Annotated in this window: 20 protein-coding genes and 1 pseudogene; 14 read left to right on the top strand and 7 right to left on the bottom strand. The window is 72.8% G+C overall.

Annotated elements, in window-relative coordinates; translation table 11 throughout:
- Window positions 1-12 precede the first annotated feature (12 nt).
- Complete coding sequence (locus ACP7BI_RS06885; protein WP_425844625.1) at window positions 13-885, bottom strand: NAD(P)/FAD-dependent oxidoreductase; 873 nt, start codon at window positions 883-885, stop codon at window positions 13-15.
- A gap of 117 nt (window positions 886-1,002) precedes the next feature.
- Here ACP7BI_RS06885 and ACP7BI_RS06880 point away from each other — a divergent pair, with 117 nt between their 5' ends.
- On the top strand, window positions 1,003-1,755 hold the full coding sequence (locus tag ACP7BI_RS06880; protein ID WP_425844624.1) for a TSUP family transporter: 753 nt from the start codon (window positions 1,003-1,005) through the stop codon (window positions 1,753-1,755).
- Between the two features lie 119 nt (window positions 1,756-1,874).
- On the opposite strand, the gene ACP7BI_RS06875 is transcribed toward ACP7BI_RS06880, so the two are convergent.
- Window positions 1,875-2,840: a succinylglutamate desuccinylase/aspartoacylase family protein gene (locus ACP7BI_RS06875; RefSeq protein ID WP_425844623.1), complete on the bottom strand. Its 966-nt coding sequence runs from the start codon at window positions 2,838-2,840 to the stop codon at window positions 1,875-1,877.
- Complete coding sequence (locus ACP7BI_RS06870) at window positions 2,833-3,321, bottom strand: ATP-dependent zinc protease (protein ID WP_425844621.1); 489 nt, start codon at window positions 3,319-3,321, stop codon at window positions 2,833-2,835. The genes ACP7BI_RS06875 and ACP7BI_RS06870 overlap by 8 nt, the downstream gene beginning before the upstream one ends.
- 37 nt (window positions 3,322-3,358) lie before the next feature.
- On the opposite strand from ACP7BI_RS06870, the gene ACP7BI_RS06865 reads away from it, so the two are divergent.
- On the top strand, window positions 3,359-4,555 hold the full coding sequence (locus ACP7BI_RS06865; protein WP_425844619.1) for a RimK family alpha-L-glutamate ligase: 1,197 nt from the start codon (window positions 3,359-3,361) through the stop codon (window positions 4,553-4,555).
- Between the two features lie 29 nt (window positions 4,556-4,584).
- Here ACP7BI_RS06865 and ACP7BI_RS06860 read toward each other — a convergent pair whose 3' ends face one another.
- Window positions 4,585-7,539 carry a cytochrome P450 gene (locus ACP7BI_RS06860; RefSeq protein ID WP_425844617.1) on the bottom strand — a complete coding sequence of 985 codons (2,955 nt, stop codon included), beginning with the start codon at window positions 7,537-7,539 and terminating at the stop codon, window positions 4,585-4,587.
- A 98-nt stretch (window positions 7,540-7,637) separates the two neighbouring features.
- Between ACP7BI_RS06860 and ACP7BI_RS06855 the strand changes: the two genes are divergently transcribed.
- Together ACP7BI_RS06855 and ACP7BI_RS06850 are read left to right on the top strand one after the other, a co-directional pair.
- Entirely contained in the window at window positions 7,638-8,561 is a 924-nt protein-coding gene (locus tag ACP7BI_RS06855; protein WP_425844616.1) for a LysR family transcriptional regulator, read from the top strand.
- The gene (locus tag ACP7BI_RS06850) at window positions 8,558-8,974 is read left to right on the top strand and encodes an HtaA domain-containing protein (RefSeq protein ID WP_425844615.1); all 417 of its coding nucleotides are present in this window, start codon (window positions 8,558-8,560) and stop codon (window positions 8,972-8,974) included. The genes ACP7BI_RS06855 and ACP7BI_RS06850 overlap by 4 nt, the downstream gene beginning before the upstream one ends.
- A 64-nt stretch (window positions 8,975-9,038) precedes the next feature.
- Here ACP7BI_RS06850 and ACP7BI_RS06845 read toward each other — a convergent pair whose 3' ends face one another.
- Window positions 9,039-10,451, bottom strand: a complete 1,413-nt coding sequence (locus ACP7BI_RS06845) for an MFS transporter (RefSeq protein ID WP_425844614.1) — start codon at window positions 10,449-10,451, stop codon at window positions 9,039-9,041.
- Window positions 10,452-10,622: 171 nt separating this feature from the next.
- Here ACP7BI_RS06845 and ACP7BI_RS06840 point away from each other — a divergent pair, with 171 nt between their 5' ends.
- The 8 genes from ACP7BI_RS06840 to ACP7BI_RS06805 all read left to right on the top strand — a co-directional run bounded on the left by ACP7BI_RS06840 (window position 10,623) and on the right by ACP7BI_RS06805 (window position 20,576).
- Window positions 10,623-12,137 (top strand): fumarylacetoacetate hydrolase family protein, encoded by a 1,515-nt coding sequence (locus ACP7BI_RS06840; RefSeq protein ID WP_425844613.1) that lies wholly within the window; start codon window positions 10,623-10,625, stop codon window positions 12,135-12,137.
- Window positions 12,134-12,835 carry a GntR family transcriptional regulator gene (locus ACP7BI_RS06835; protein ID WP_425844611.1) on the top strand — a complete coding sequence of 234 codons (702 nt, stop codon included), beginning with the start codon at window positions 12,134-12,136 and terminating at the stop codon, window positions 12,833-12,835. The genes ACP7BI_RS06840 and ACP7BI_RS06835 overlap by 4 nt, the downstream gene beginning before the upstream one ends.
- A 59-nt stretch (window positions 12,836-12,894) precedes the next feature.
- Entirely contained in the window at window positions 12,895-14,388 is a 1,494-nt protein-coding gene (gene hpaE, locus ACP7BI_RS06830; protein ID WP_425844610.1) for a 5-carboxymethyl-2-hydroxymuconate semialdehyde dehydrogenase, read from the top strand.
- A 25-nt stretch (window positions 14,389-14,413) separates the two neighbouring features.
- Window positions 14,414-15,508 (top strand): 3,4-dihydroxyphenylacetate 2,3-dioxygenase, encoded by a 1,095-nt coding sequence (hpaD, locus tag ACP7BI_RS06825; RefSeq protein ID WP_425844609.1) that lies wholly within the window; start codon window positions 14,414-14,416, stop codon window positions 15,506-15,508.
- A complete protein-coding gene (locus ACP7BI_RS06820) occupies window positions 15,505-16,320 on the top strand; it encodes a 2-keto-4-pentenoate hydratase (RefSeq protein WP_425844608.1) in 816 nt (271 codons plus the stop codon). The genes hpaD and ACP7BI_RS06820 overlap by 4 nt, the downstream gene beginning before the upstream one ends.
- Window positions 16,317-17,126 carry an HpcH/HpaI aldolase family protein gene (locus ACP7BI_RS06815; RefSeq protein ID WP_425844607.1) on the top strand — a complete coding sequence of 270 codons (810 nt, stop codon included), beginning with the start codon at window positions 16,317-16,319 and terminating at the stop codon, window positions 17,124-17,126. Before ACP7BI_RS06820 ends, ACP7BI_RS06815 begins: the two co-directional genes overlap by 4 nt.
- Before the next feature lie 22 nt (window positions 17,127-17,148).
- A complete protein-coding gene (locus ACP7BI_RS06810) occupies window positions 17,149-19,152 on the top strand; it encodes an FAD-dependent monooxygenase (RefSeq protein ID WP_425844606.1) in 2,004 nt (667 codons plus the stop codon).
- A gap of 167 nt (window positions 19,153-19,319) precedes the next feature.
- The gene (locus tag ACP7BI_RS06805; protein WP_425844605.1) at window positions 19,320-20,576 is read left to right on the top strand and encodes a YihY/virulence factor BrkB family protein; all 1,257 of its coding nucleotides are present in this window, start codon (window positions 19,320-19,322) and stop codon (window positions 20,574-20,576) included.
- A gap of 4 nt (window positions 20,577-20,580) precedes the next feature.
- On the opposite strand, the gene ACP7BI_RS06800 is transcribed toward ACP7BI_RS06805, so the two are convergent.
- Window positions 20,581-20,739: a hypothetical protein gene (locus ACP7BI_RS06800; RefSeq protein ID WP_425844604.1), complete on the bottom strand. Its 159-nt coding sequence runs from the start codon at window positions 20,737-20,739 to the stop codon at window positions 20,581-20,583.
- Window positions 20,739-21,137 (bottom strand): DUF1304 domain-containing protein, encoded by a 399-nt coding sequence (locus tag ACP7BI_RS06795; RefSeq protein WP_425844602.1) that lies wholly within the window; start codon window positions 21,135-21,137, stop codon window positions 20,739-20,741. Before ACP7BI_RS06795 ends, ACP7BI_RS06800 begins: the two co-directional genes overlap by 1 nt.
- Window positions 21,138-21,269: 132 nt before the next feature.
- Between ACP7BI_RS06795 and ACP7BI_RS06790 the strand changes: the two are divergent.
- Together ACP7BI_RS06790 and ACP7BI_RS06785 are read left to right on the top strand one after the other, a co-directional pair.
- A pseudogene (locus tag ACP7BI_RS06790) lies at window positions 21,270-22,219 on the top strand (PLP-dependent cysteine synthase family protein).
- A gap of 54 nt (window positions 22,220-22,273) precedes the next feature.
- Window positions 22,274-22,753 (top strand): hypothetical protein, encoded by a 480-nt coding sequence (locus ACP7BI_RS06785; RefSeq protein ID WP_425844601.1) that lies wholly within the window; start codon window positions 22,274-22,276, stop codon window positions 22,751-22,753.
- Window positions 22,754-22,887 lie beyond the last annotated feature (134 nt).

Genomic DNA, 22,887 nt, shown 5'->3' with positions numbered 1-22,887 from the left:
CCGACCCGCGGCTCACGCGATGAGCTCCCGCACGATCCCCGCCGCCGCGAGCTGCCCCGCCGCCGCTGCCGCGATGACCGAGTGCCCGCCCGAGAGCGCGGCATCGCCCGCGGCGAGCACGCGCGGCACGCTCGTGCGGCCGAGCATGTCGACCTCGATCGTGCCGTCGGGCCGCCGCGCGCAGCCGAGCGCCGCCGGCAGCGACGACCCCTGCCGGACGTCGCCGCCCGCGAGCACGCCGCTGCACAGCAGCACCGCGCCGCCCTCGAGCTCGATCGCCGTGAGCCTGCCGCCCTCCTCGACGATGCCGGTCGCGCGCCGCTCGTCGACCTCGACGCCCGCCATGATGCGCGCCGCGTGCTCGCGCTGCGGCTCGCCGCCGAGCACGACGACGCGCGCGCCGAGCTCGTGCCCGTGGCAGAACGGGCAGTGCGCGACCTGGTTGCCCCAGTGCCGCGCGAGCCCGAGCGGCAGCGGCACGTCGGCGACGCCCGTCGCGAGCAGCAGGAAGCGCGCGTCGAGCCGCTCGCCGCTGCCGAGCTCGACCGCGACGGCGTCGTCCCCGACCTCGGCCGAGGCGACCCGGTCGTCGATGAGCCGCACGGTCCCATAGCCCGCGAGCTGCTCGCGCGCGACGGCGCGGAACTCCGCCGGCGGCGTGCCGTCGCGCGAGACGACGTTGTGCATGTGGGCTGCGGATGCGTTGCGGCCCGGACCGGCGTCGACGAGCGCGACCGAGCGGTGCACGCGCGCGAGCGTGAGCGCGGCCTGCAGCCCGGCGGGGCCGCCGCCGACGACGACGCAGTCGAGCGGCTCCTCGAGCGGCAGCAGGCCGAGCTCGAGGCCGCGCTCGCCGTCATCCGCCACCTCCAGTCGTGCACCCACAGCGACTTCGCCCAGTGCCCCGGCTTCCGCGAGCTCATCACCGCCGAGCCGCAGCCGATCGCGCACTCGGCGCGCCTGCACCGTCGCGCATCCCCCTGAGCACCTACGCTGACGGCCGTGGACCTCCTCTCCCTCGTCGTCGCGGCCGTCGCCGTGCTCATCGGCGCCGCGGGACAGCGCATGATCGGCATGGGCTGGGGCCTCGTCGTCACACCCGCGGTCGCGCTCGTCGCGGGCCCGCTCGCGGCGGTGCTCGTCGTCAACCTCTACGGCGCGCTCGCGTGCCTCGTGATCCTGCCGAACGTCTGGCGCGACATCGACTGGCGACGGCTCGCGTGGCTCGCGGTCCCGGCGGTCGCGATGATGGTGCCGGGGCTGCTGCTCGCGAAGGGTGCGGACACGGATGCGCTGCGCGTCATCGTGGGCGTCATCGCGGTCATCGGGGTGGTCGTCTCCGTCGCCTTCACGAGCAGCGCGCGAGCGCTCGACGGGCCGCCGCTGCGCGTCGCCGCGGGCGCGACGATCGGCGTGCTCAACGCGAGCGTCGGCATGGGCGCCCCCGCGCTCGGCATCTACACGCTGCTCTCGGGCTGGCAGGACCGCACCTTCGTCGCGACGATGCAGCCGTTCTGGGTGATCGTGAGCGGCGTGATCGTCGCGATCCGACCGCTCGTCGCGCCGGCGGGCGCGCCGGCGTGGCCCTGGTGGGGGTGGGCGCTCCTCGTCGTCCCGGTCGTCGCGGGCGTGCTGCTCGGCAACCGGCTCGCGCACCTCGTGAACCGCGCGGTCGTGAAGTGGTCGATCATCGGTCTCTCGCTCGCGGGCGGCCTCGCGCTCATCGTGACGGGCGCGATCGCCCTGCTCGCCTAGCGCCCGCCGGACCCGCGCCGCGCTGCCCCTCGCGCCGACCGCCGGTGCTGCGCCACGAGCTGAGCCCGACTCAACCGGGCAGCCGGTAGGGCGCGGCAGCATTCGGCTCGCCCACCCGACTACCCGGTTGAAGATGCCTCAGGCTCGGGGGTTGCGAGGTGCGCGACGGCGTCGCCCGCGTGCACGATCGGCGCCCGCGTGAGGCCGATCACGATCCCGTCGCGGTCGGCGCGCACGATCCGGCCGCCCGTGCCGAGCGCATCCGCCACCCGGCCGAGCCGCGCGCCCGACTCGACGCGGTCGCCGAGCTCGACGTCGAGGTGCAGGATGCCCGTGCCGCGAGCGCGCACCCAGCCGCTCGCGCGGCACTCGGCCGACGCATCCGCCGCCTCGTCGGCCTCGAGCATGCCGAGCGCGGCGAGCACGCGCAGCACGCCGGCGACGCCGACCTCGATCGGCTCCTGCTCGAGCCGCAGCGCCTCGCCCGCCTCGTACAGCAGCGCGATCGCGCCGGCCTCGCGCGCGGCCTGGCGCAGCGAGCCGTCGCGCAGCTTCGCGTGCAGCATGACGGGCGCGCCGAAGGCGGCGGCGAGCCGGCGCGTCTCGGGATCGTCGAGGTCGGCACGGATCTGCGGCAGGTTGTCGCGCCGGTCGGAGCCCGTGTGGAGGTCGATGCCGACGTCGCAGCGCCCGACGACCTCGGTCATCAGCAAGTGGGCGATGCGGCTCGCGAGCGATCCGCGCGCGGAGCCCGGGAACGAGCGGTTGAGGTCGCGGCGATCGGGCAGGTAGCGGTCGCCGTTCAGGAAGCCGAGCACGTTGACGACCGGCACGGCGATGAGCGTGCCGCGGAGCTGCTTGGGCGACACCTGCGCGAGCACCTGCCGGATGACCTCGACGCCGACGACCTCGTCGCCGTGGATCGCGGCGTCGATCCAGACGACCGGTCCCTCCTCGCGACCGTGCAGCACGCGCACGGGGAGCGAGACGTCGCCGCCCGTGACGAGCCGGGCGATCGGCAGCTCGACGCCCCTCGCCTGCCCGGCGCGCACCCGCACGCCGCCGATCGCGAACGACTCACGCACCGGCGCGCCCCCGGTTCTTGAGCCGCACGGCGCGCGCGGGCCGCCCGCCGAGGTACGAGCGCGCCGAGTCGACGGCGAAGCCCTGCCGGAGCGCCTCGCGCCCGACGAGCAGCCGGAAGCCCATCTCGTCGCGGCGCGCGAGCGTCACCTCGGTGAGCACCTCGCGGCCGAGCAGCTCGAGCGCCGTGCGGATGACGATGCGCTCCTGCTCGTGGCCCGTCGACGAGCGCACGAGCCGGCGGTCGTGCACGGGCACCTCGACGTCGACCGCGTCGGCGTCCGAGCGCTGCCACGGGTGCACCGAGAAGCGCACCCAGTCGGCGCCGTCCCGCGTCGTCTCGACGATGTCGAACGCGTGCAGCGCGCTCGTGCGCGCGCCCGTGTCGAGCTTGGCCTTCACGTGCGGCACGCCGAGATGCGGCAGGCCGACCCATTCGCGCCAGCCGGCGATCGCAGGCCTGCGAGGATGGTCGTCGCCCATAGGCCCCCATCCAAGCAGGAAGGCAGGTCGACCTCGCATGAGGCTCGCCATCCTCTCGCGCGCGCCGCGCGCCTACAGCACCCGCCGGCTCCGCGCCGCGGCCGCCGAGCGCGGCCACGACGTCAAGGTGCTCAACACCCTGCGCTTCGCGATCGATCTCTCGAGCGACGCTCCCGATCTGCAGTTCCGCGGGCGGCAGCTGACCGACTACGACGCGATCCTGCCGCGCATCGGCAACTCGATCACCTACTTCGGCACCGCCGTCGTGCGGCAGTTCGAGCAGATGGACGTCTACACGCCCAACACCGCGAACGGCATCGCGAACTCGCGCGACAAGCTGCGGGCGACGCAGATCCTCGCGAGGCACGACATCGGGATGCCTCCCACGACGTTCGTGCGCGACCGGGCCGACGTGATCCCCGCGATCGAGCGCGTCGGCGGCGCCCCCGTCGTGCTCAAGCTGCTCGAGGGCACGCAGGGCATCGGCGTCATCCTCGCGCCGACGATCAAGGTCGCCGAGGCGATCATCGAGACGCTGCAGAGCACGAAGCAGCAAGTGCTCATCCAGCGCTTCGTCGCAGAGAGCAAGGGCCGCGACATCCGCGCGCTCGTAGTGGGCGATCGCGTCGTCGCGGCGATGCGGCGCAGCGCCCAGGGCGACGAGTTCCGCTCGAACGTGCACCGCGGCGGCAGCGTCGAGCCGGTCACGCTCGACCCCGACTTCGAGCGCGTCGCGGTGCGCGCCGCGCAGATCATGGGGCTCAAGGTCGCGGGCGTCGACATGCTCGAGGGCAACGACGGCCCGCAGGTGATGGAGGTCAACTCCTCCCCCGGGCTCGAGGGCATCGAGCGCGCGACGCGGCTCGACGTCGCCGGCGCGATCATCGACTACATCGACGACCAGGTCGCCTTCCCGCAGATCGACGTGCGCGAGCGGCTCGCCGTCTCGACCGGCTTCGGCGTCGCCGAGCTCGTGGTGCACGGCGACGCCGACCTCGTCGGCAAGCGGCTCGACGAGTCGGGCCTGCGCGACCGCGACATCACGGTGCTCACGCTCCACCGCGGCACGGCCGTCATCCCGAACCCGAAGGGCTCGGAGGTGCTGCACGCCGAGGACCGGCTGCTGTGCTTCGGCCGGCTCGAGGAGATGCGCTCGATGATCCCCGCGCGGCCGAAGCGGCGCGCACGGGTCAAGAAGCTGCCGAAGGTGCCGCTGCCGCCGCAGGAGGACTGAGGCGCCGGGCCAGCCGACCGGCCGGCGGTTCAGCCGACGGGCACCGCCGCCTCGGCGAGCACCCCCTCGGCCCACTCGAGCGCGGCCTCGGTCGCCGGCACCGGCCCGCCGGCGTCGTGCCGCCCGTACTCCCCGACCCGCTCGGCGCCGCACGCCGCGAGCGCCTCGGCGGCGAGCTCGCTGCCGCGCGAGTAGGTCTTCGTGTAGCTGCGATCGCCCATCCCGAATGCCGCGAAGCGCAGCGCGCGCAGGTCCGGCCGATCCTCGACGAGCGCGCGGAGGAACGCTCGGGCGCTCGTCGGCACCTCGCCGTCGCCGTACGTCGAGCAGACGAGCAGGTGCAGGCGGCTCGCGTCGAGGTCACCTGGCGCGACGTCGGCGACGTCGACGACCTCGACGGCCGCACGGCTCGCGAGCCCGCGCCGCAGCTCGTCGGCGACGAGCTCCGCCCCGCCCGACTCGGTGCCGAACAGCACCGTCACGGGGAGCCCCGCGCCCTCCGACGCGCTCTCCTCGGTCGCGACCGCCGGCAGCGGGATCGACGCGTCGCGCGCCGCTTGGAGCAGCTCGGCGCGCGAGCGCAGCTTCGAGCGCGAGCGGCCCGGCGCGGCGCAGAGCTGCTCGCGCACGTCGATGCGCCGCCAACCCTCGAAGTCGGTCTCCCCCTCGACCGGCGGCAGCCCCTCGCGCCCGATCGCGATCGCGCCCGCCTCGAGGTCGTCGGCGATGAGCCGGGCGAGCTCGCGCGCGTCGGTGCGCTGGTCGGGGATCGTGCCGCGCGGACCGCGCCGCAGCCAGCCCGCGGTGTAGAGCCCCGGCTCCACCCGGCCGCTCGGGTGCGCACCGGGCTCGGCGAGGCAGTCGTCGCTCGCGGCGAAGCCGACCGCCGTGACGATCGCGTCCGCCTCGAGCGCGATCTCGCCGTCGGCGCCGCGGAAGACGGCCAGCTCGGCGCGGCCGTCGCCCTCGATGCGCTCGGGCGAGAGCCCGAACCACCAGTGCACCTCGACGCGCGGCGCCGCGGCGGGCTCCGCGACCAGGTCGCGCACCGCATCCGCTCGCGCGTCCTTGCCCGCCTCGATCCCGTCGAGGGCGACGCCGTGCACGCGATGGGCGACGCCCGGCAGGCTCGCGAGCTCGCGCACCATGACGGGGTCGAAGCGCGCGTCGCTCGGGGCGCTGCGGCCGACGACGTGGATCGTGCGCACGGCGGCAGCGAGCCGCTCGTGCGCCTCGTCGTCGACGTCGGTGCCGTCGAGGCCCTCGGCGTCGCGGGCGAGCATGCGCACGACGTCCATCGCGACGTTGCCGAGGCCGACGACCACGACGCGCTCGCCGAGCGAGGGCGCCTCGCCCTCGTCGGCGTGCGCGTTGAGCAGGCGCGTGATGCGTCCGGCGCCGTGGATGCCCGCGAGCGAGTCGCCCGGCACGCCGAGCGGCCGATCGGCGCGCAGCCCGGTCGCGAGCACGACGGCGTCGTAGGCCTCGCGCACCGCGTCGAGCGGCACGTCGTCGCCGACGCGCACGCTGCCCCGGAAGCGCACGCCCTCGTGCTGGAAGAGCCGGTCGAACTGTCGCGCGACCGACTTCGTGCCGGGGTGGTCGGCGGCGACGCCCGAGCGCACGAGGCCGTACGGCACGGGCAGCGCGTCGAGCACCTCGAGCTCGGCGGCCGGGAAGCGGCGGCGGAGCGCTTGCGCCGCGAAGCAGCCCGCGGGGCCGGCGCCGACGATCGCGATGCGCGGGGCGGCCTGCGAGGCGGCGACGGGCGCCGCGGCGGTCGTCGCGGGCTCGGCGACCGAGTCCCACCGCACCGGCAGGCTCGTCATGCCGCGGAAGACCCAGCCGGCGATGGCGGGCGGCGCGTCGGGCACGACGTCGAGCCCGCGCAAGCGCTCGAAGAGCATCGGCAGGGCCACGTCGGCGACCTCCGAGCGCGCGACCCATGCGCCGAGGCACACGTGCACGCCCTTGCCGAAGGCGAGGTGCGGCTTGACCTCGCGGCGGACGTCGAAGCGGTCGGCATCCTGCCACACGCGCTCGTCGCGGTTCGCCGCGAGGATGCAGATGCCGAGGCGCGCGCCGGCGGGGAGCCGCACGCCGGCGAGCTCGGTGTCGCGCGTGACCTGCCGCGAGTAGAGGCCGATGGGCGCGACCCAGCGGATCGTCTCGTCGAACGCGGCGTTCCAGAGCGACGGGTCGGCCTCGACGGCGCGCCGCTGCTCGGGGTGCGTCAGCAACGCCCACGCAGCCACGCCGAGCGCGTCGCGCGGCTCGTTGAGCCCGCCGCCGATCGTCATCTTCACGTTCGCGCGGATGCGCTCGATGGGCATCTCGTAGTCGGGGATGCGCAGGAGCTGCGACAGCAGCGACTCGTTCGGGTTCGCCGCGTGCCACGGCAGCACCTCGTCGAGCGCCGCGTCGACCTCGTCGAACGAGCGCAGGCCCTTCGCCCACACCTCGGGGTCGTCGGCGTAGTTGCCGGTCGCGTCGATGAGCGTCTGCGACCAGCGCTGCAGGTCCTCCTGCCCGGCGCTGTGCAGGCCGATGATCTCGCGCAGGCTCTCGGCGGCGTACGGCGCGGCGAAGTCCCAGATCAGGTCGGCGCCGGGCCCCTTCTCGATGAGCTCGTCGAGGTAGCGCTCCGAGTTCCGCTCGAACTTCGAGCGCCACACGCGCTGCACGACGCCGGGTCGCAGCGCCGGCTGCCACGCCTTCCGCTCGAGGTAGTGCTCGGGGCCGTCCCGGCGGAGCATCGAGTGGCCCATCGCGCGGATCTGCAGCGAGCCCCGCTCGTTCGCCGAGAACACGTCCTGGTCGAGCTCGGTCTCGTGCACCGCCTGGTAGGAGGTGATGAGGTAGCGGCCGACCGCGGGCACCCAGTGCACGCCGCCCTCGGCGCGCAGCCGCTCGTAGATCGGGAACGGGTCGCGGTGCAGGTCGGGGATCGTCACCCACTCGGCGACGGGAGCTTCGGTCGGCATGGAGCACATCCTCGTGATCGGTCCTCCCCCGATCATCCGCCACCGGCTACGTTGGCGAAAGCGGATGTATCGTACGTTCTACATCGGAGGAGTCGAACATGGATGCCCTCGACGCGCCCGCGTTCACCCTGCGCCAGCTCTCCTACCTCGTGTGCGCCGCCGACGAGGGCACGATCGCGGCCGCCGCAGCGCGCCTGCACGTCTCCCCGTCCGCGATCTCCGAGGCGATCAGCGAGCTCGAGCGCGAGCTCGGCTCGCAGCTGACGGTGCGCCGCCGGGCGCGCGGCTTGACGCTCACGAGCACGGGGGCGGATGTCGTGGCTCGCGCCCGCGCGCTGCTCGCGACGTCTCGCGAGCTCGAGACCTCGCTCCGCGGCGCCCCCGGCGAGCTCGTCGGGCCGGTCACGATCGGCTGCTACCCGACGCTCGCGCCGACGATCCTCCCGCCCCTGCTCGCCGGCTTCGGCCGAGCGCATCCGCGGGTCGAGCTCGACATCGTCGAGGCGACGCACGACCGGCTCGAGGGCCGGCTCGAGTCGGGTCGCATCGACGTGGCGTTCGTCTACGACACCCTCGTGCCGGGCGAGCCGCACCGGGCGAAGCTCTTCGCGCTGCCGGCGCACGTCGTGGTCGCGGGCGACGACCCGCTCGCCGGCCGCGGCTCGGTTTGGCTCGCCGAGCTCGCCGAGCGCGACCTCATCCTGCTCGACGCGCCGCCCTCGAGCGAGCACACCCGCTCGCTCTTCGCGGCGGCGGGCGTCACGCCGCGCGTGCGCCATCGAGTGCAGAGCTCCGAGGCCGTGCGCGCGCTCGTCGGCCGCGGCCTGGGCTACGGCATCCTCGTGCAGCGGCCCGCGAACCCCGCGAGCTACGAGGGCCACCCTGTCGCCATGCTCGAGATCGAGCCGCGCGTGCCGCCGGTCGGCATCGACGTGATCTGGCCCGCCGCGCCCGAGCCGACGGCCCGCACCCGCGCGCTCATCGAGTTCGCGCGCTCGCTGCCCTGGCCGGGTCGGCGGTGACCGCGCTCGTCTGGGGCATCAAGGCGTCGCTGATCGACTACGTGCGCGGCCGCGGCGCGGGCACGGTCGAGGCCGCCGACGGCGCAACGGCCGAGGGCGAGGCCTTCCGCTTCCCCGCCGGGTCGAGGACGACCGGCGCCGAAGGCGCGTTCCTCGGCTCCGTGACGCTCACAGCGCACGGCGGGATGCTGCGCCTCGTGATCGCGGAGCCGTCGATCGTGGAGTCGCCGGGCGGCTGGCGGCTCGAGATCGCAGACCCCCACGAGCCGGGCGCGCGTCTCGCCTTCGCGACGATCGCAGCGTTCGACGGCGAGCGGGCCTCCGGCACCGCGCTCACGCAGGACGGCGCCGACCTGTTCTTCGGGCCCTACGAGCCCGGCACGCCGATCGACGACCCGCGCGTCGAGCGCTGACCGATCCTGCCCGGCACGCCGAACGGCCCCGCCACGAGGGCGGGGCCGTCCTGTGTGGCATGGGTCAGCGTTCGACGGCCGCCTCGCGGTCGACCTCGGAGAGCGCGATGAACTCGTCGCCCTTCTTCCACTCGTCCCACTTGCCCGACTTCTCGAACTCGATCGAGAGCGGGATGCCGGTGCGGTCCTTGAGCAGCAGCGTGCCGATGACCGAGATCACGACGGTCGCCAGCAGGTAGCCGACGATCGCCCACGTCGAGCCGGTCGCCTGCAGCAGCGCTTGCGCGATCGTCGGAGCGAACGCGCCGCCGATCACCGCACCGATCGCGTAGGCGATCGAGACGCCCGAGAAGCGCACCGAGGCCGGGAACGACTCCGCGTACCACGCGGCCTGCGCGCCGTACGTGAGGCCGAGGCCGACGCCCAGCAGGATCGTCGCCCAGGCCACGCCCGCGACACCCGTCTCGACGAGCAGGAAGAGCGGCACGATGCCCGCTGCGAGCGCCGCCCAGCCGATCAGGTACAGGGGCTTGCGGCCGATGCGGTCCGAGGCCCAGCCTGCGACGAACGTGAACACGAGCCACGAGAGCGAGCCGGCGAAGGTCGCGAGCTGCACGCCGACCGGGTCGAACCCGAGGCCCGGCACGGGCGCGTCGACCGGGCGCGACGCCAGGCCCTGCACGTAGCCGCCGGTGGTCATGTAGCCGGTGGCGTTGTTGGCCATGAAGACCATCGCGGCGAAGAGCACGACGAGGCCGTACTTCTTGAAGACCTGCACGATGGGCGCCGACTGCTCCTGCGCCGTCTCCTTGATCTCCTGGAACACCGGCGACTCGTCGACCGAGCGGCGCACGAGGTAGCCCACGAGCACGAGGACGATCGAGATGAAGAACGGGATGCGCCAGCCGACCTCGAGGAACGCGTCGCCCGGGAACATCGCGCGGATGGCCGCGAGGATGCCGGTCGCGAGCAGCATGCCGATCGGCACGCCGGCCTGCACGAACGAGCCGAAGAGGCCGCGGCGGTTGGCGGGCGCGTGCTCGATGGCCATGAGCACCGCACCGCCCCACTCGCCACCGGCCGAGAGACCCTGCAGGATGCGGAGGAACATCAGCAGGATGGGCGCGAGGATGCCGATCTGCTCGTAGGTGGGCAGCGCGCCGACGAGCGTGGTCGCGACACCCATGAGCAGGAGCGTCAGCACGAGCATCGGGCGGCGGCCGATCCGGTCGCCGAAGTGGCCGGCGAGGAACGCGCCGAGCGGACGGAAGAGGAACGAGATGCCGATCGTGACGAGCGAGATGATCTGGCCGAGGCCCGGCCCCGCCGGCTCGAAGAAGAGCTGCGCGAAGACCAGGTTCGCCATGAAGGCGTAGATGAAGAAGTCGTACCACTCGATGGTGGTGCCGACGACGACTGCGGCCAGGACCTTGTTCCGCTCTCGAGCGGAGGTGTGAGGCGTCGTGCTGTGAGACACGCTGACTCCTTTGTCAGGGGAAGGGCGCCGAGGGCTCGGTGCCGGGACTGACTGGAAGATATACGATTTCGTGCACGAAGACAACCGTCTTGCGCGGACGCTGAGCCTCCGGTGGCGAGCGGTGCTCAGCGGCTCTTGCAGACCAGATTCGGAATCGTATACGATGCCGACATGCATGCATCGTCGCAGCTCCCGACCGAGACCCTCGCCCCCGCCGAGGCAGCGTGGCGCCTGCTCGGCGCTCGGCCCGGCAAGGTCTTCGCGATGCACATCGGCTACCGCGCCCGCGCCGCGCAGAAGGGCCGCACGCCCGAGGCGCCGGGCTACTTCCTCAAGCCCGAGACGTCGCTCTCGACCGGCGGCGAGGTCGTCGTGCCCGCCGGCACCGAGATCTTCGGCTTCGAGGGCGAGATCGCGATCGTCATCGGCTCGCACGCGCGAGCGGTGGACGAGGCGGATGCGTGGGCGCACGTCGCGTCGGTCACGGCCTCGAACGACCTCGGCGTCTTCGACCTCCGCTGGGTCGACAAGGGCTCCAACCTCCGCTCGAAGGGCGGTGACGGCATGACGCCGATCGGCCCGGCGCTCCTCGACGCCACGCGCATCGACCCGCTCGCGATCGAGGTGCGCACGTGGCTCGACGGCGAGCTCGTGCAGGAGGACTCGACCTCGACGCTCGTCTTCTCGCTGCCGCAGATCGTGAGCGACCTCTCGCAGCTCATCACGCTCGAGCCCGGGGACGTCATCCTCACCGGCACCCCCGCGAACGCCTCCACCTTCTCCCCCGGCCAGCGCGTCGAGGTCGAGGTGACGGCGACGACCCTCGACGGCGAGCGGCTCTCGACCGGGCGGCTCGCGTCGACGGTGCGGGTCGGCGAGCAGCGGCTGCCCGCCTACTCCGCCCAGCCGAAGCCGACCCCCGAGCAGTGGGCCGACGCATCCGGCCGCCCGATCGCCGAGTTCCAGGAGCCGACCGCGCCGGTGCTCGACGACGACCTGCGCGACAAGCTCTCGCGCGTCGCGCTCGCGACCCTCTCCTCGGGGCTGCGGAAGCGCGGCCTCAACAACGTCTCGATCGACGGGCTGCGCTCGACGCAGCCGCGCAAGCGCATGGTCGGCACCGCGCGCACGCTCCGCTACGTGCCGAACCGCGAGGACCTCTTCAAGCGCCACGGCGGCGGCTACAACGCGCAGAAGCGCCTGTTCGACTCGCTGCAGCCCGGCGAGGTCGTCGTGATCGAGGCGCGCGGCGACAACCGCTCGGGCACGCTCGGCGACATCCTCGCGCTCCGCGCCCGCCACCTCGGCGCCGCGGGCCTCGTCACCGACGGCGGCGTGCGCGACCTCGACGTCGTCACCGAGATCGGCGTGCCGACGTACCACGGCGGCGGCCACCCGGCGGTGCTCGGGCGACTGCACGTGCCGTGGTCCTTCGACGAGACGATCGCGTGCGGCGGCGCGACGGTGCAGCCGGGCGACATCATCGTCGGCGACAACGACGGCGTGCTCGTCATCCCGCCGGCGCTCGCGCGCGAGCTCGTCGACGAGTGCCTGCAGCAGGCGGCCGAGGAGGAGTGGATCGCCGCGCAGGTCGAGGCCGGCCACCCCGTCCAGGGGCTCTTCCCCATGGATGCCGAGTGGCGCGCGAAGTACGAGGCCGAGACGGCCCAGTCGGAGGGGTCGTGAGCGGCCGCCGCTCGCGGACCGCTGCCGCCGCCGAGTCGGGCGGCACCGTCGCCCCCTCGAAGTCGCAGCGCGCCTACCGGCTGCTGCACGACCGCATCGTCGACGGCACCTACTCCCCCGGCTTCCGGCTCGTGCTCGACGCGATCGGCCGCGAGCTCGACATGAGCGTCGTGCCGGTGCGGGAGGCGATCCGCCGCCTCGAGGCGGAGGGGCTCGTCACCTTCGAGCGCAACATCGGCGCGCGCGTCGCCGAGATCGACGAGCTCGAGTACCACGACACGATGGAGACGCTCTCCTACGTCGAGGGCGCCGCGATCTCGCTCGCCGCAGGCCTCTACTCCGCCTCGGACGTCGCGGCGGCGCAGGCGATCAACGACGAGATGCGGCAGTCGCTCGCCGACTTCGACCCCGTGCGGTTCACCGCGCTCAACGAGGCCTTCCACCGGCGGCTCACCGACGTCTGCCCCAACCAGGTGCTCGGCGACGTCATCGACACGTGCTGGAAGCGCCTCGCGAGGCTGCGCCAGTCGACCTTCTCGTTCGTGCCGAACCGCGCCGGGCCGGCGATCGACGAGCACGAGGCGATCCTCGGGCTCATCGAGGAGGGCGCCGACCCGCGCCGCATCGAGCTCGCCGTGCGCGCCCACCGCCTCGCGACGCCCGACGCCTACCTGCACCGCACGCAGCCCAAGCCCTGAGCTGCCGACAGCCCCGAGCCGCCACCCGCGGCGACGAACCGAACAGACAAGGAGCCATCATGGCCGACCAGCCCGCAGGCATCCCCGAGCTCATCCCCCACTACATCGACGGGGAGCGCGTCGCGTCCGTCGACGGCGACACGTTCGGCGTGCTCAACCCCGTCACGAACGAGGACTACACCGTCGCCGCCTCGGGCAAGCAGGCCGACATCGACCTCGCCGTCGCCGCCGCGAGCCGGGCGTTCCACGAGGGACCGTGGCCGCGCATGAAGAACCGCGAGCGCGCGCGCATCCTCTCTCGCATCGCCGACATCGTCGAGTCGCGCGACCGGGAGCTCGCGCAGCTCGAGTCGTGGGACTCCGGCCTGCCGATCGCGCAGGCGCGGGGCCAGGCGCAGCGCGCGGCCGAGAACTTCCGCTTCTTCGCCGACCTCATCGTCGCCGGTCGCGACGACACCTACAAGGTGCCCGGCACGCAGGTGAACTACGTCAACCGCAAGCCCAAGGGCGTCGCGGGCCTCATCACGCCGTGGAACACCCCCTTCATGCTCGAGTCGTGGAAGCTCGGCCCCGCGCTCGCCTCGGGCTGCACCGTCGTGCTCAAGCCCGCCGAGTTCACGCCGCTCTCGGCGTCGCTGTGGGCCGGCATCTTCGAGGAGGCCGAGCTGCCGCGCGGCGTCTTCAACCTCGTCAACGGCTTCGGCGAGACCGCGGGCGATGCGCTCGTGAAGCACCCGGATGTGCCGCTCATCTCGTTCACGGGCGAGTCGAGCACCGGCAAGCTCATCTTCGGCAACGCCGCCCCGCACCTCAAGGCGCTCTCGATGGAGCTCGGCGGCAAGAGCCCCGCCGTCGTCTTCGCCGACGCCGACCTCGACGCCGCGATCGACTCGACGCTCTTCGGCGTGTTCTCGCTCAACGGCGAGCGCTGCACCGCCGGCAGCCGCATCCTCGTCGAGCGCAGCGTCTACGACGAGTTCGTCGAGCGCTACGCCGAGCGCGCGAGGAACATCGTCGTGGGCGACCCCGGCGACCCGAAGACCGAGGTCGGCGCGCTCGTGCACCCCGAGCACTTCGACAAGGTCATGTCGTACGTCGAGATCGGCAAGGGCGAGGGCCGCCTCCTCGCGGGCGGCGGCCGCCCCGAGGGCTTCCCCGAGGGCAACTACGTCGCCCCGACCGTCTTCGCCGACGTCGCGCCCGACGCGCGCATCTTCCAGGAGGAGATCTTCGGCCCGGTCGTCGCGATCACCCCGTTCGACTCCGACGAGGAGGCGCTCGAGCTCGCGAACAACACGCGCTACGGCCTCGCCGCCTACATCTGGACGAACGACCTCAAGCGCGCCCACCTGTTCGCGCAGGACGTCGAGGCCGGCATGGTGTGGCTCAACAGCCACAACGTGCGCGACCTCCGCAGCCCCTTCGGCGGCGTCAAGGCCTCGGGCCTCGGCCACGAGGGCGGCTACCGCTCGCTCGACTTCTACAGCGACCAGCAGGCCGTGCACATCACGCTCGGCGACGTCCACACCACCCGCTTCGGCGCATCCGCCTGACCCTCCCCTGCCAAGGAGCAGCACCATGAACGAGATCCCCAAGCCCTCCGTCCCCGCGCCCGACATCATCCGCTGCGCGGCGATGGACCTCGTCGTCACCGACCTCGCCGCGAGCCGCGCCTTCTACGTCGACGTGCTCGGCCTGCACGTGACCGAAGAGGACGACGAGGCGATCTACCTGCGGTCGTTCGAGGAGTTCATCCACCACAACCTCGTGCTGCGGAAGGGCCCCGTCGCCGCCGTCGCCGCCTTCGCCTACCGCGTGCGCACCCCCGAGGACGTCGACCGCGCCGAGGCCTACTACCGGGAGCTCGGATGCCGCACCGAGCGTCGTGCGGACGGCTTCCAGCGGGGCTTCGGCGACAGCGTGCGCGTCGAGGACCCGCTAGGCTTCCCGTACGAGTTCTTCTACGCCACCGAGCACGTCGAGCGGCTGCACCAACGCTACGACCTCTACTCGGCGGGCGAGCTCGTACGCCTCGACCACTTCAACCAGGTCACCCCCGACGTACCGCGCGGCCGCAAGTACCTCGAGGACCTCGGCTTCCGCGTCACGGAGGACATCCAGGACGACCAGGGCGTCACCTACGCCGCGTGGATGCACCGCAAGGGCACGGTGCACGACACCGCGCTCACGGGCGGCAACGGGCCGCGCATGCACCACATCGCCTTCTCGACCCACGAGAAGCACAACATCATCCAGATCTGCGACAAGCTCGGCGCGCTGCGGATGTCGGACCACATCGAGCGCGGCCCCGGCCGGCACGGCGTCTCGAACGCGTTCTACCTCTACATCACCGACCCCGACGGCCACCGCGTCGAGATCTACACGCAGGACTACTGGACCGGCGACCCCGACAACCCCGTCATCACGTGGGACGTGCACGACAACCAGCGACGCGACTGGTGGGGCAACCCGGTCGTGCCCTCCTGGTACACCGAGGCTTCGCCGGTGCTCGACCTCGACGGCAAGCCGCAAGAGATCGTCGAGCGCACCGACTCGAGCGAGATGGAGGTGACCGTCGGCGCCGACGGCTTCTCGTACACGCGCAAGGGCGACGAGGACGGCACCTACAAGGGCGAGGCCGCGAAGGGCTTCAAGATCGGCAACCAGCTGTGACGACGGATCACCTGCGACCGGGCCGAGGCCTCGACGACGCGACCGTCGCGGCGATCGCCGATGAGCTCGCGGAGGCCACGCGCTCGCGCGGCACGATCGAGAGGATCTCGACCCGATACCCCGAGGCGACGATCGAGGACTCGTACGCGGTGCAGCGCATCTGGCGCGGTCGCCGCGAGGAGGCCGGCGCCCGGCTCGTGGGCCGCAAGATCGGGCTGACGAGCAAGGCGATGCAGGATGCGACGGGCATCACCGAGCCCGACTACGGCGTCATCTTCGCCGACCAGGCGTACCGCTCGGGCGAGACGGTCGAGCACGCGCAGTGGTCGAACGTGCGCGTCGAGGTCGAGCTCGCCTTCGTGCTGCGCTCGCCGCTCGAGGGCGAGGGCCTCTCGATCGACGAGGTGCTCGACGCGACCGAGGTCGTCGTGCCCGCGCTCGAGATCCTCGACTCGCACATCGAGCTCGCGGGCCGCACGATCGTCGACACGATCAGCGACAACGCCGCGCTCGGCGCCGTCGTGGTCGGCGATGTCGAGCTCGGTCCGCGCGACCGCAGCCTCGCCTGGATCGGCGCGCAGTGCTTCGTCGACGACGAGGTGGTCGAGACCGGTGTCTCGGGCGGCGTGCTGGGCCACCCGGCGCGCGGCGTCGCGTGGCTCGCGGGCAAGCTCGCGCAGCACGGCGACCGGCTCGAGGCGGGCGAGCTCATCCTCGCCGGCTCGTTCACGCGCCCCGTGTGGGTGCACCCGGGCGACCGCGTGCGGGTCGAGTTCCAGGACGCGGGGATGGTCGAGGTGGCGTTCCGATGACGGCGCTGAAGCCGACCCTGCGCGACGTGCTCGCGGGTGCCGACCGTCCCCTCGTGGGCCTGTGGAACGCATCCGGGAGCCCCGTCGCCGCCGAGCTCATGGCGGGCTCGGGCGCCGACCTGCTGCTCGTCGACGGCGAGCACGGGCCGATCGAGCTGCGCGACATCCTGCAGATCCTCCAGGCCGCCGAGGCCTACCCGGTCACGACGATCGTCCGCATCCCCTGGAACGACCCCGTGCGCATCAAGCAGGTGCTCGACCTCGGCGCGCAGAACATCGTCGTGCCGATGGTGTCGACCGCCGGCGATGCCGAGGGCGCCGTGCGCGCGGCCCGCTACCCGGGCGCCGCGGGCGAGCGACCCGGCACGCGCGGCATCGGCTCGGCCCTCGCGCGCTCGGCGCGCTGGGGCCGGGCGACCGGCTACGTCGGCGACGCCGACCGCCACGTGTCGGTGACCGTGCAGATCGAGACGGCGGATGCGGTGGCGAACGCCGCCGAGATCGCCGCCGTCGACGGCGTGGACGCCGTCTTCATCGGCCCCGCCGACCTCGCGGGCTCGATGGGCTACCCCGGCTCCCCGGGGGCGCCCGAGGTGGTCGCCGCGGTCGACGCGGCGATCGACGCCGTGCGCGGCGCGGGCAAGCCGGTCGGCGTCAACGCCTTCGCGGACGCCGACCAGGACCGCGTGCTCGCGCGCGGCGCCGCGTTCGTGTTCGTCGCCGCCGACGTCACGCTCATGGCGCGGGGCTCCGAGGCGGCCGTCGCCCGCATCCGCGACTCGCGCGCCGCGGCAGACAGCTACTAGACATCCTTCGAAGGAGAAGCTCATGCAGTTCCACCACCACGGCTACGTCAAGGGCGACCCGCGCATCCTCCCCGCCGCGGGCATCGGCCTCGACCGGCCCGCGGAGCTCCCGGACGAGATGGACGTGCTCATCGTCGGCACCGGTCCGGCGGGCGTGCTGCTCGGCGCGCAGCTGTCGATGTACCCCGAGGTGCACACGCGCATCATCGAGCGTCGCGATGGCCGCCTCGAGCTCGGCCAGGCCGACGGCCTCCAGGCCCGCTCGATCGAGACCTTCCAGGCGTTCGGCTTCGCCGAGCGGCTGCTGCAGGAGGCGTACCGCATCACGGAGATGCAGTTCTGGCGCCCCGACCCCGCCGACCGCTCGCGCATCTACCGCGCCGAGTCGACGCCCGACTCCGCGGGCGTCGAGGGCTCGACGCTCAGCGAGTTCCCGCACGTCATCTGCAACCAGGCGCGCGTGCAGGACTACTTCTGCGAGTACATGGCCAACTCGCCGAGCCGCATGACGCCCGACTTCGGGTGGGAGCTGCTCGGGCTCGAGGTCGAGGACGGCGAGACGCATCCCGTGAAGGCGACCCTGCGCCGCACGGCGGGCGCGGATGCCGGCGCTCAGCGCGTCGTGCGGGCGAAGTACGCCGTCGGCTGCGACGGGGCGCGCTCGGTCGTGCGGAAGTCGATCGGCGGGCAGCTGCTCGGCGACTCGCGCAACCACGCGTGGGGCGTCATGGACGTGCTCGTCGACACCGACTTCCCCGACATCCGCACGAAGTGCGCGATCCAGTCGGAGGCGGGCAGCATCCTGCTCATCCCCCGCGAGGGCAACGCGCTGTGCCGCATCTACGTCGACATGGGCGACATCGCGCCCGAGGACCACGGCAAGGTGCGCGAGACGCCGCTCGAGCGCATCGTCGAGATCGCGCAGTCGATCTTCCACCCGTACCGGCTCGAGGTGCGCGACGTCGCCTGGTGGAGCATCTACGAGGTCGGGCAGCGCCTGACCGACACCTTCGACGACGTGAAGCCCGAGGAGCGCGGCACGGTCGAGCCGCACGTGTTCATCGCGGGGGACGCGTGCCACACGCACTCGGCGAAGGCCGGCCAGGGCATGAACGTCTCGATGCAGGACGCCTTCAACCTCGGCTGGAAGCTCGGCTCGGTGCTCACCGGCCGCTCCCCCGAGTCGCTGCTCGACACCTACTCGGTCGAGCGCCAGGACGTCGCGCAGAAGCTCATCGACTTCGACCGCGAGTGGTCGACGCTCATGGGCGCGAAGGTGCTCGACCCCGAGCACCCCGAGCTCGGCGGCGTCGACCCCAAGGAGGTCACGGCGCACTACCTCAAGAGCGAGGTGCAGGCCTCGGGCTTCGGCACGCACTACGCGCCCTCGATGATCGTCGAGGCGGGCGAGCACCAGCACCTCGCGACCGGCTTCCCGATCGGCAAGCGCTGCTGGTCGGCGCCCGTCGTGCGCGTGTGCGACGCGGTGCCGATGGAGCTCGGGCACCACATGCGGGCCGACGGCCGCTGGCGGCTCTACGCCTTCGCGGGCCGCGAGGCGCCCGGGCAGGGCGGCGCGATCGAGGGGTGGGCGCAGTGGCTGCGCACCTCGCCCGACTCGCCGTACGTGCGCACGCGCCGCGAGGGCGACGACGCCGGCAGCGTCTTCGACGTCAAGGTCGTGTGGCAGCAGCACCACGACGCCGTCGAGCCGCACGACGTCGACGACGTCTTCCGGCCGCGCTTCGGCCCCTTCCAGCTGCGCGACGACGAGCTCGTCTACGCCGCCGATCCGGAGGACGACATCTTCGAGCGCCGCGGGGTCAGCCGCGAAGGATGCGTCGTGGTCGTCCGGCCCGACATGTTCGTCGCCGCCGTGCTGCCGCTCGAGCGCCCGGAGCTGCTCGCCGAGTTCTTCGACGGCGTGCTGCTCCCGGCCGACCCGCAGCACGACCCGGCGGTCGAGATCGAGCCGCGGCCGGGCGCGCTGCAGCAGGCGCGCGCGAAGGTCTCCGCGGAGGCCTGAGCCGGCGGCATCGGGGCCCGCGCTGACGTCGGATCGACGCGGCGCGGGCTCTTCCCGTCTCCCGCGCATCCTGTGGCTCGACCCCGTGTCGACTCCCAAGTTCGCCTCGGCTCGCTGGGGTACAGTCGCCCGCACCGGGGACTCCCGGACGATGATGGGAGAACCGCATGTCGGACAGCAGCGACCGCCTCGACGCGACACTCGATGCCGCGGACGCCCCCGCCCCGGACCACGACGCGAAGCCCGACTCCCCGCCCAAGCTCGAGGGCGCGAGCTGGAAGTACGCGCTCAAGCGCGCCCTGAAGGAGTTCGGCACCGACGGGGGCACCGACCTCGCGGCGATGCTCACCTACTACATGGTGCTCTCGCTCGCGCCGGGCCTGCTCGCCGTCTTCTCGATCATCGCGCTCGTGCTCGCGAACAACGCGAGCACCGTCACGAGCCTCGTCGACGACCTCGCCCAGCGGGTGCCGGAGGACTACCGGTCCCTCGTCGTCGACCTCGTCGAGACCATGACGAGCTCGGCGACCGGCGGCGTCATCGCGCTCATCATCGGCATCGCGACGGCGGTGTGGTCGGCGTCCGCCTACGTCAAGGCGTTCTCGCGGTCGATGAACATCATCTACGGCATGGAGGAGGGCCGCGGCCTCATCAAGCAGACCGCCACGATGCTCCTCATCACGATCGCGCTCCTCGTGGGCGTCGTGCTGCTGCTCGTCTCGCTCGCGCTCAACGAGTCGCTCGTGGAGGGCGTGCTCGGCCCCATCGCCGAGCCCCTCGGCCTCGGCGGGCTGCTCGCGTTCATGCTGCAGACATTCCTGCCCATCTGGGCGTGGGTGAAGTGGCCGGTGATGCTCGCGATCGTCGTCGCGATGATCGCCCTCCTCTACTACCTCGCCCCGAACGTGCAGCAGCCGAAGTTCACGTGGGTGAGCCTCGGCTCCATCTTCGCGATCGTCGGCATCGCGCTCGCGGCCGTCGGGCTCTTCCTCTACTTCACGCTCCTCACCGGCTACAGCGCCTACGGCACGATCGGCACGGTGATGGCGCTGCTGTTCGCGCTCTGGATCTTCAACATCGTGCTGATCCTCGGCGCGGAGGTCGACGCCGAGACGGAGCGGGCACGCCAGCTCCAGACCGGCATCGAGGCGGAGGAGACCATCCAGCTGCCGCCGCGCTCGACGAAGAAGGTCGAGAAGAAGGCGGAGGCGCGCGACAAGCTCGAGGCTGAGGGCCGCGAGATCCGCGAGGAGCACAGCGACGGCGCCCACGACGACGCGGATGCCCGGGGTCGCGACGGCGACGACGGTCGCAGCTCGCGCTCGGCGCGCGATGGCGACGCTCGCGCCTCGGTCCGCGCCTCGAGCGAGGATCGCCCAGCGGGCAAGCGGAAGTTCCTCGGGATCTTCCCGCGCAAGGACTGAGCGGTCAGCGGCGCGGTCTTCGCGTCGACCACAGCGCCCACGCGATGAGCAGCTCCGGCACCCGGGCGCGGAACTCGTCGCGCGCGAACGTGAGGTGGCTGGCGCCGGCGAACACGAGCGAGGCGCCGAGCAGGACGCGAGCGGCGGTGCGGATGCCGGGCATCAGACGCTCTGACCGAGGGCGACGAGGCCCGTGACGACCGCGACGAGCGGGAAGAAGCCCTGCACAACGGCTGCCCTCCCCTTCGAGCGATCGCTCACGACGAGGTAGAGCGCCGCGGCGAGCATGATGCCGGTGATGGTCAGCAGCAGCGCGATGCCCGGGCCGCGGAGGCCCGTGACGACGAGGATGACGCCGGCGAGCGCGGCGATCCCGAGCAGCAGGTTGTAGACGCCCTGGTTCGCGGCGAGCTGCTTCGAGTGCGCCGCCTGCTCGGGTGTCGTGCCGAAGACGCGACGCGTGCCGGGCTCCTCCCAGCGGAGCGTCTCGAGCACGAAGATGTAGCCGTGCACGGCTGCGGCGAGCGCGGCGGCGATGCACGCGATGACGGCGAGGTCCATGCGCCGAAGTCTAGGCAGTCGGGCTCGGAGCGGGTGTCGAGCGAAGCACGGGCTTGTCGCGGGCGCGCCCGTGTGGCATGACTGGAGCGAGCGCCGCGCTCGAGCGGCGCACTTCCGCGGGAAGCAGGGCGTATGGGCGAGCACGGCATCCTCTCGTCGCCGCTCGACGCGATCGGCGGCACGCCGCTCGTGCAGCTGCGCCGGGTCGTGCCGCCCGGGGCAGCGAACGTGCTCGTGAAGCTCGAGGGCGGCAACCCGACCGGGAGCTACAAGGACCGGATGGCGCGGGCGATCGTCGAGGCGGCCGAGCGGCGCGGCGACCTGCGGCCGGGCAGGCGCGTCGTCGAGTACTCCGGCGGCAGCACCGGCTCGTCGCTCGCATTCGTGTGCGCGGTGAAGGGCCATGCGCTCTCGATCGTCTCGTCGGACGCGTTCGCGAAGGAGAAGCTCGACACCATGCGGGCGCTCGGCGCCGACGTGACGCTCGTCGAGAGCGACGGCGGGCGCATCACGCCCGATCTGTTCGTGCGGATGCGCGAGGAGGTCGAGCGCATCGTCGAGCGTGATGACGCCTGGTGGGTCGACCAGTTCCACAACGCCGATGCGCTCGTCGGCTACGCCGAGCTCGGGCGCGAGATCCTCGAGGCGGTGCGGGCGGACGGCGGTCGCGTCGACGCGTTCTGCGCGGGTGTCGGCACGGCCGGCATGCTGTGGGCGCGTCCGCCGCGCTTCGCGAGCAGCCGCATCCGCCGAGCGTGGTCGCGCTCGAGCCGACGTCGTCGCCGATGCTGACCGAGGGCCGCGCCGGCCCGCACCGCGTCGAGGGCATCGCGACCGGGATCGTGCCGCCGCTCCTGTTGCCTGGCACCTTCGACGAGGCGCGCACCGTCGACGAGGCGGAGGCGCGCGCGCTCGCACGTCACCTCGCGCGCGAGGAGGGCGTCTTCGCCGGCACATCGAGCGCCCTCAACGTCGCGGGCGCGACGCGCCTCGCGCTCGAGCTCGGCGAGGGCGCGACGGTGGTGACCGTGGCCACCGACACCGGCCTCAAGTACCTCGCGGGCGACCTCTACCGAGACTGACCCCCTGAGACCCGCTCACCGCCGACGACCACGCGCGAGACCTACGATGGCGGCATGTCACGCCCTCACACCGACGAGACGCGGCCCTCCGCGACGTTCCTCCGCGCGCTGCGCAGCACCACGGGGCGCGAGAGCACGACCTTCGGCTTCTCGATCCTCGTCACCGTGGCGTTCGGCCTGACGCAGACGGTCGAGGGGGCGCCGGGCGTGCCGGAGATCTTCCTGTACGCGGCAGGTGCGGTGCTGTCGTTCACGGCGCTCACGGGCGTGCTCTCCAGCGGGTTCCGCAAGGCGATGCCGCAGCACCCGACGCAGACCCTCGCGCTCGCGACGAGCCTCAACATCGTCTCCGTCCTCGTGGGGCTCGCTGCGGCGCTGCCGGTGCTCCACCTCCTGGACGGCGGTGTCGCGTGGCTGCTCTCGCCGTTCGTGGCGACGACCGTCTACCTCGTGCTCGAGAGCATCGAGACGGCATTCGCCGAGCGCATCCTGCGCCGCAGCGGCGACCCCGAGGCCGACGAGGTCTCGGGCTGACGCGACCGGCGATCTCGGGTTATAGGCCAAAACGTGTGGATGGGATCCTGATCTAGCCGCGGAATCTCGGGCGAGTTCGGGGCGTGCTTTGCTCCGGCACCCTTAACCGTGCCGAACGCGAGCAACTCGTCGTC

Origin of the sequence: Agrococcus sp. TSP3-2-1, from assembly GCF_049897585.1 — a bacterium.
GTDB lineage: Bacteria > Actinomycetota > Actinomycetes > Actinomycetales > Microbacteriaceae > Agrococcus.
Note: the sequence above shows the minus strand (reverse complement) of the source record. Positions and strands in the feature narration are given on the sequence as shown.

What these genes read in the sequence shown, in the direction of transcription:
- ACP7BI_RS06870 (WP_425844621.1), bottom strand. Translation starts at nt 3,321, where the DNA reads ATGGGCGACGACCATCCTCGCAGGCCTGCGATCGCCGGCTGGCGCGAA.
- ACP7BI_RS06865 (WP_425844619.1), top strand. Translation starts at nt 3,359, where the DNA reads ATGAGGCTCGCCATCCTCTCGCGCGCGCCGCGCGCCTACAGCACCCGC.
- ACP7BI_RS06860 (WP_425844617.1), bottom strand. Translation starts at nt 7,539, where the DNA reads ATGCCGACCGAAGCTCCCGTCGCCGAGTGGGTGACGATCCCCGACCTG.
- ACP7BI_RS06855 (WP_425844616.1), top strand. Translation starts at nt 7,638, where the DNA reads ATGGATGCCCTCGACGCGCCCGCGTTCACCCTGCGCCAGCTCTCCTAC.
- ACP7BI_RS06840 (WP_425844613.1), top strand. Translation starts at nt 10,623, where the DNA reads ATGCATGCATCGTCGCAGCTCCCGACCGAGACCCTCGCCCCCGCCGAG.
- hpaE (WP_425844610.1), top strand. Translation starts at nt 12,895, where the DNA reads ATGGCCGACCAGCCCGCAGGCATCCCCGAGCTCATCCCCCACTACATC.
- hpaD (WP_425844609.1), top strand. Translation starts at nt 14,414, where the DNA reads ATGAACGAGATCCCCAAGCCCTCCGTCCCCGCGCCCGACATCATCCGC.
- ACP7BI_RS06815 (WP_425844607.1), top strand. Translation starts at nt 16,317, where the DNA reads ATGACGGCGCTGAAGCCGACCCTGCGCGACGTGCTCGCGGGTGCCGAC.
- ACP7BI_RS06810 (WP_425844606.1), top strand. Translation starts at nt 17,149, where the DNA reads ATGCAGTTCCACCACCACGGCTACGTCAAGGGCGACCCGCGCATCCTC.
- ACP7BI_RS06805 (WP_425844605.1), top strand. Translation starts at nt 19,320, where the DNA reads ATGTCGGACAGCAGCGACCGCCTCGACGCGACACTCGATGCCGCGGAC.
- ACP7BI_RS06800 (WP_425844604.1), bottom strand. Translation starts at nt 20,739, where the DNA reads ATGCCCGGCATCCGCACCGCCGCTCGCGTCCTGCTCGGCGCCTCGCTC.
- ACP7BI_RS06795 (WP_425844602.1), bottom strand. Translation starts at nt 21,137, where the DNA reads ATGGACCTCGCCGTCATCGCGTGCATCGCCGCCGCGCTCGCCGCAGCC.
- ACP7BI_RS06785 (WP_425844601.1), top strand. Translation starts at nt 22,274, where the DNA reads ATGTCACGCCCTCACACCGACGAGACGCGGCCCTCCGCGACGTTCCTC.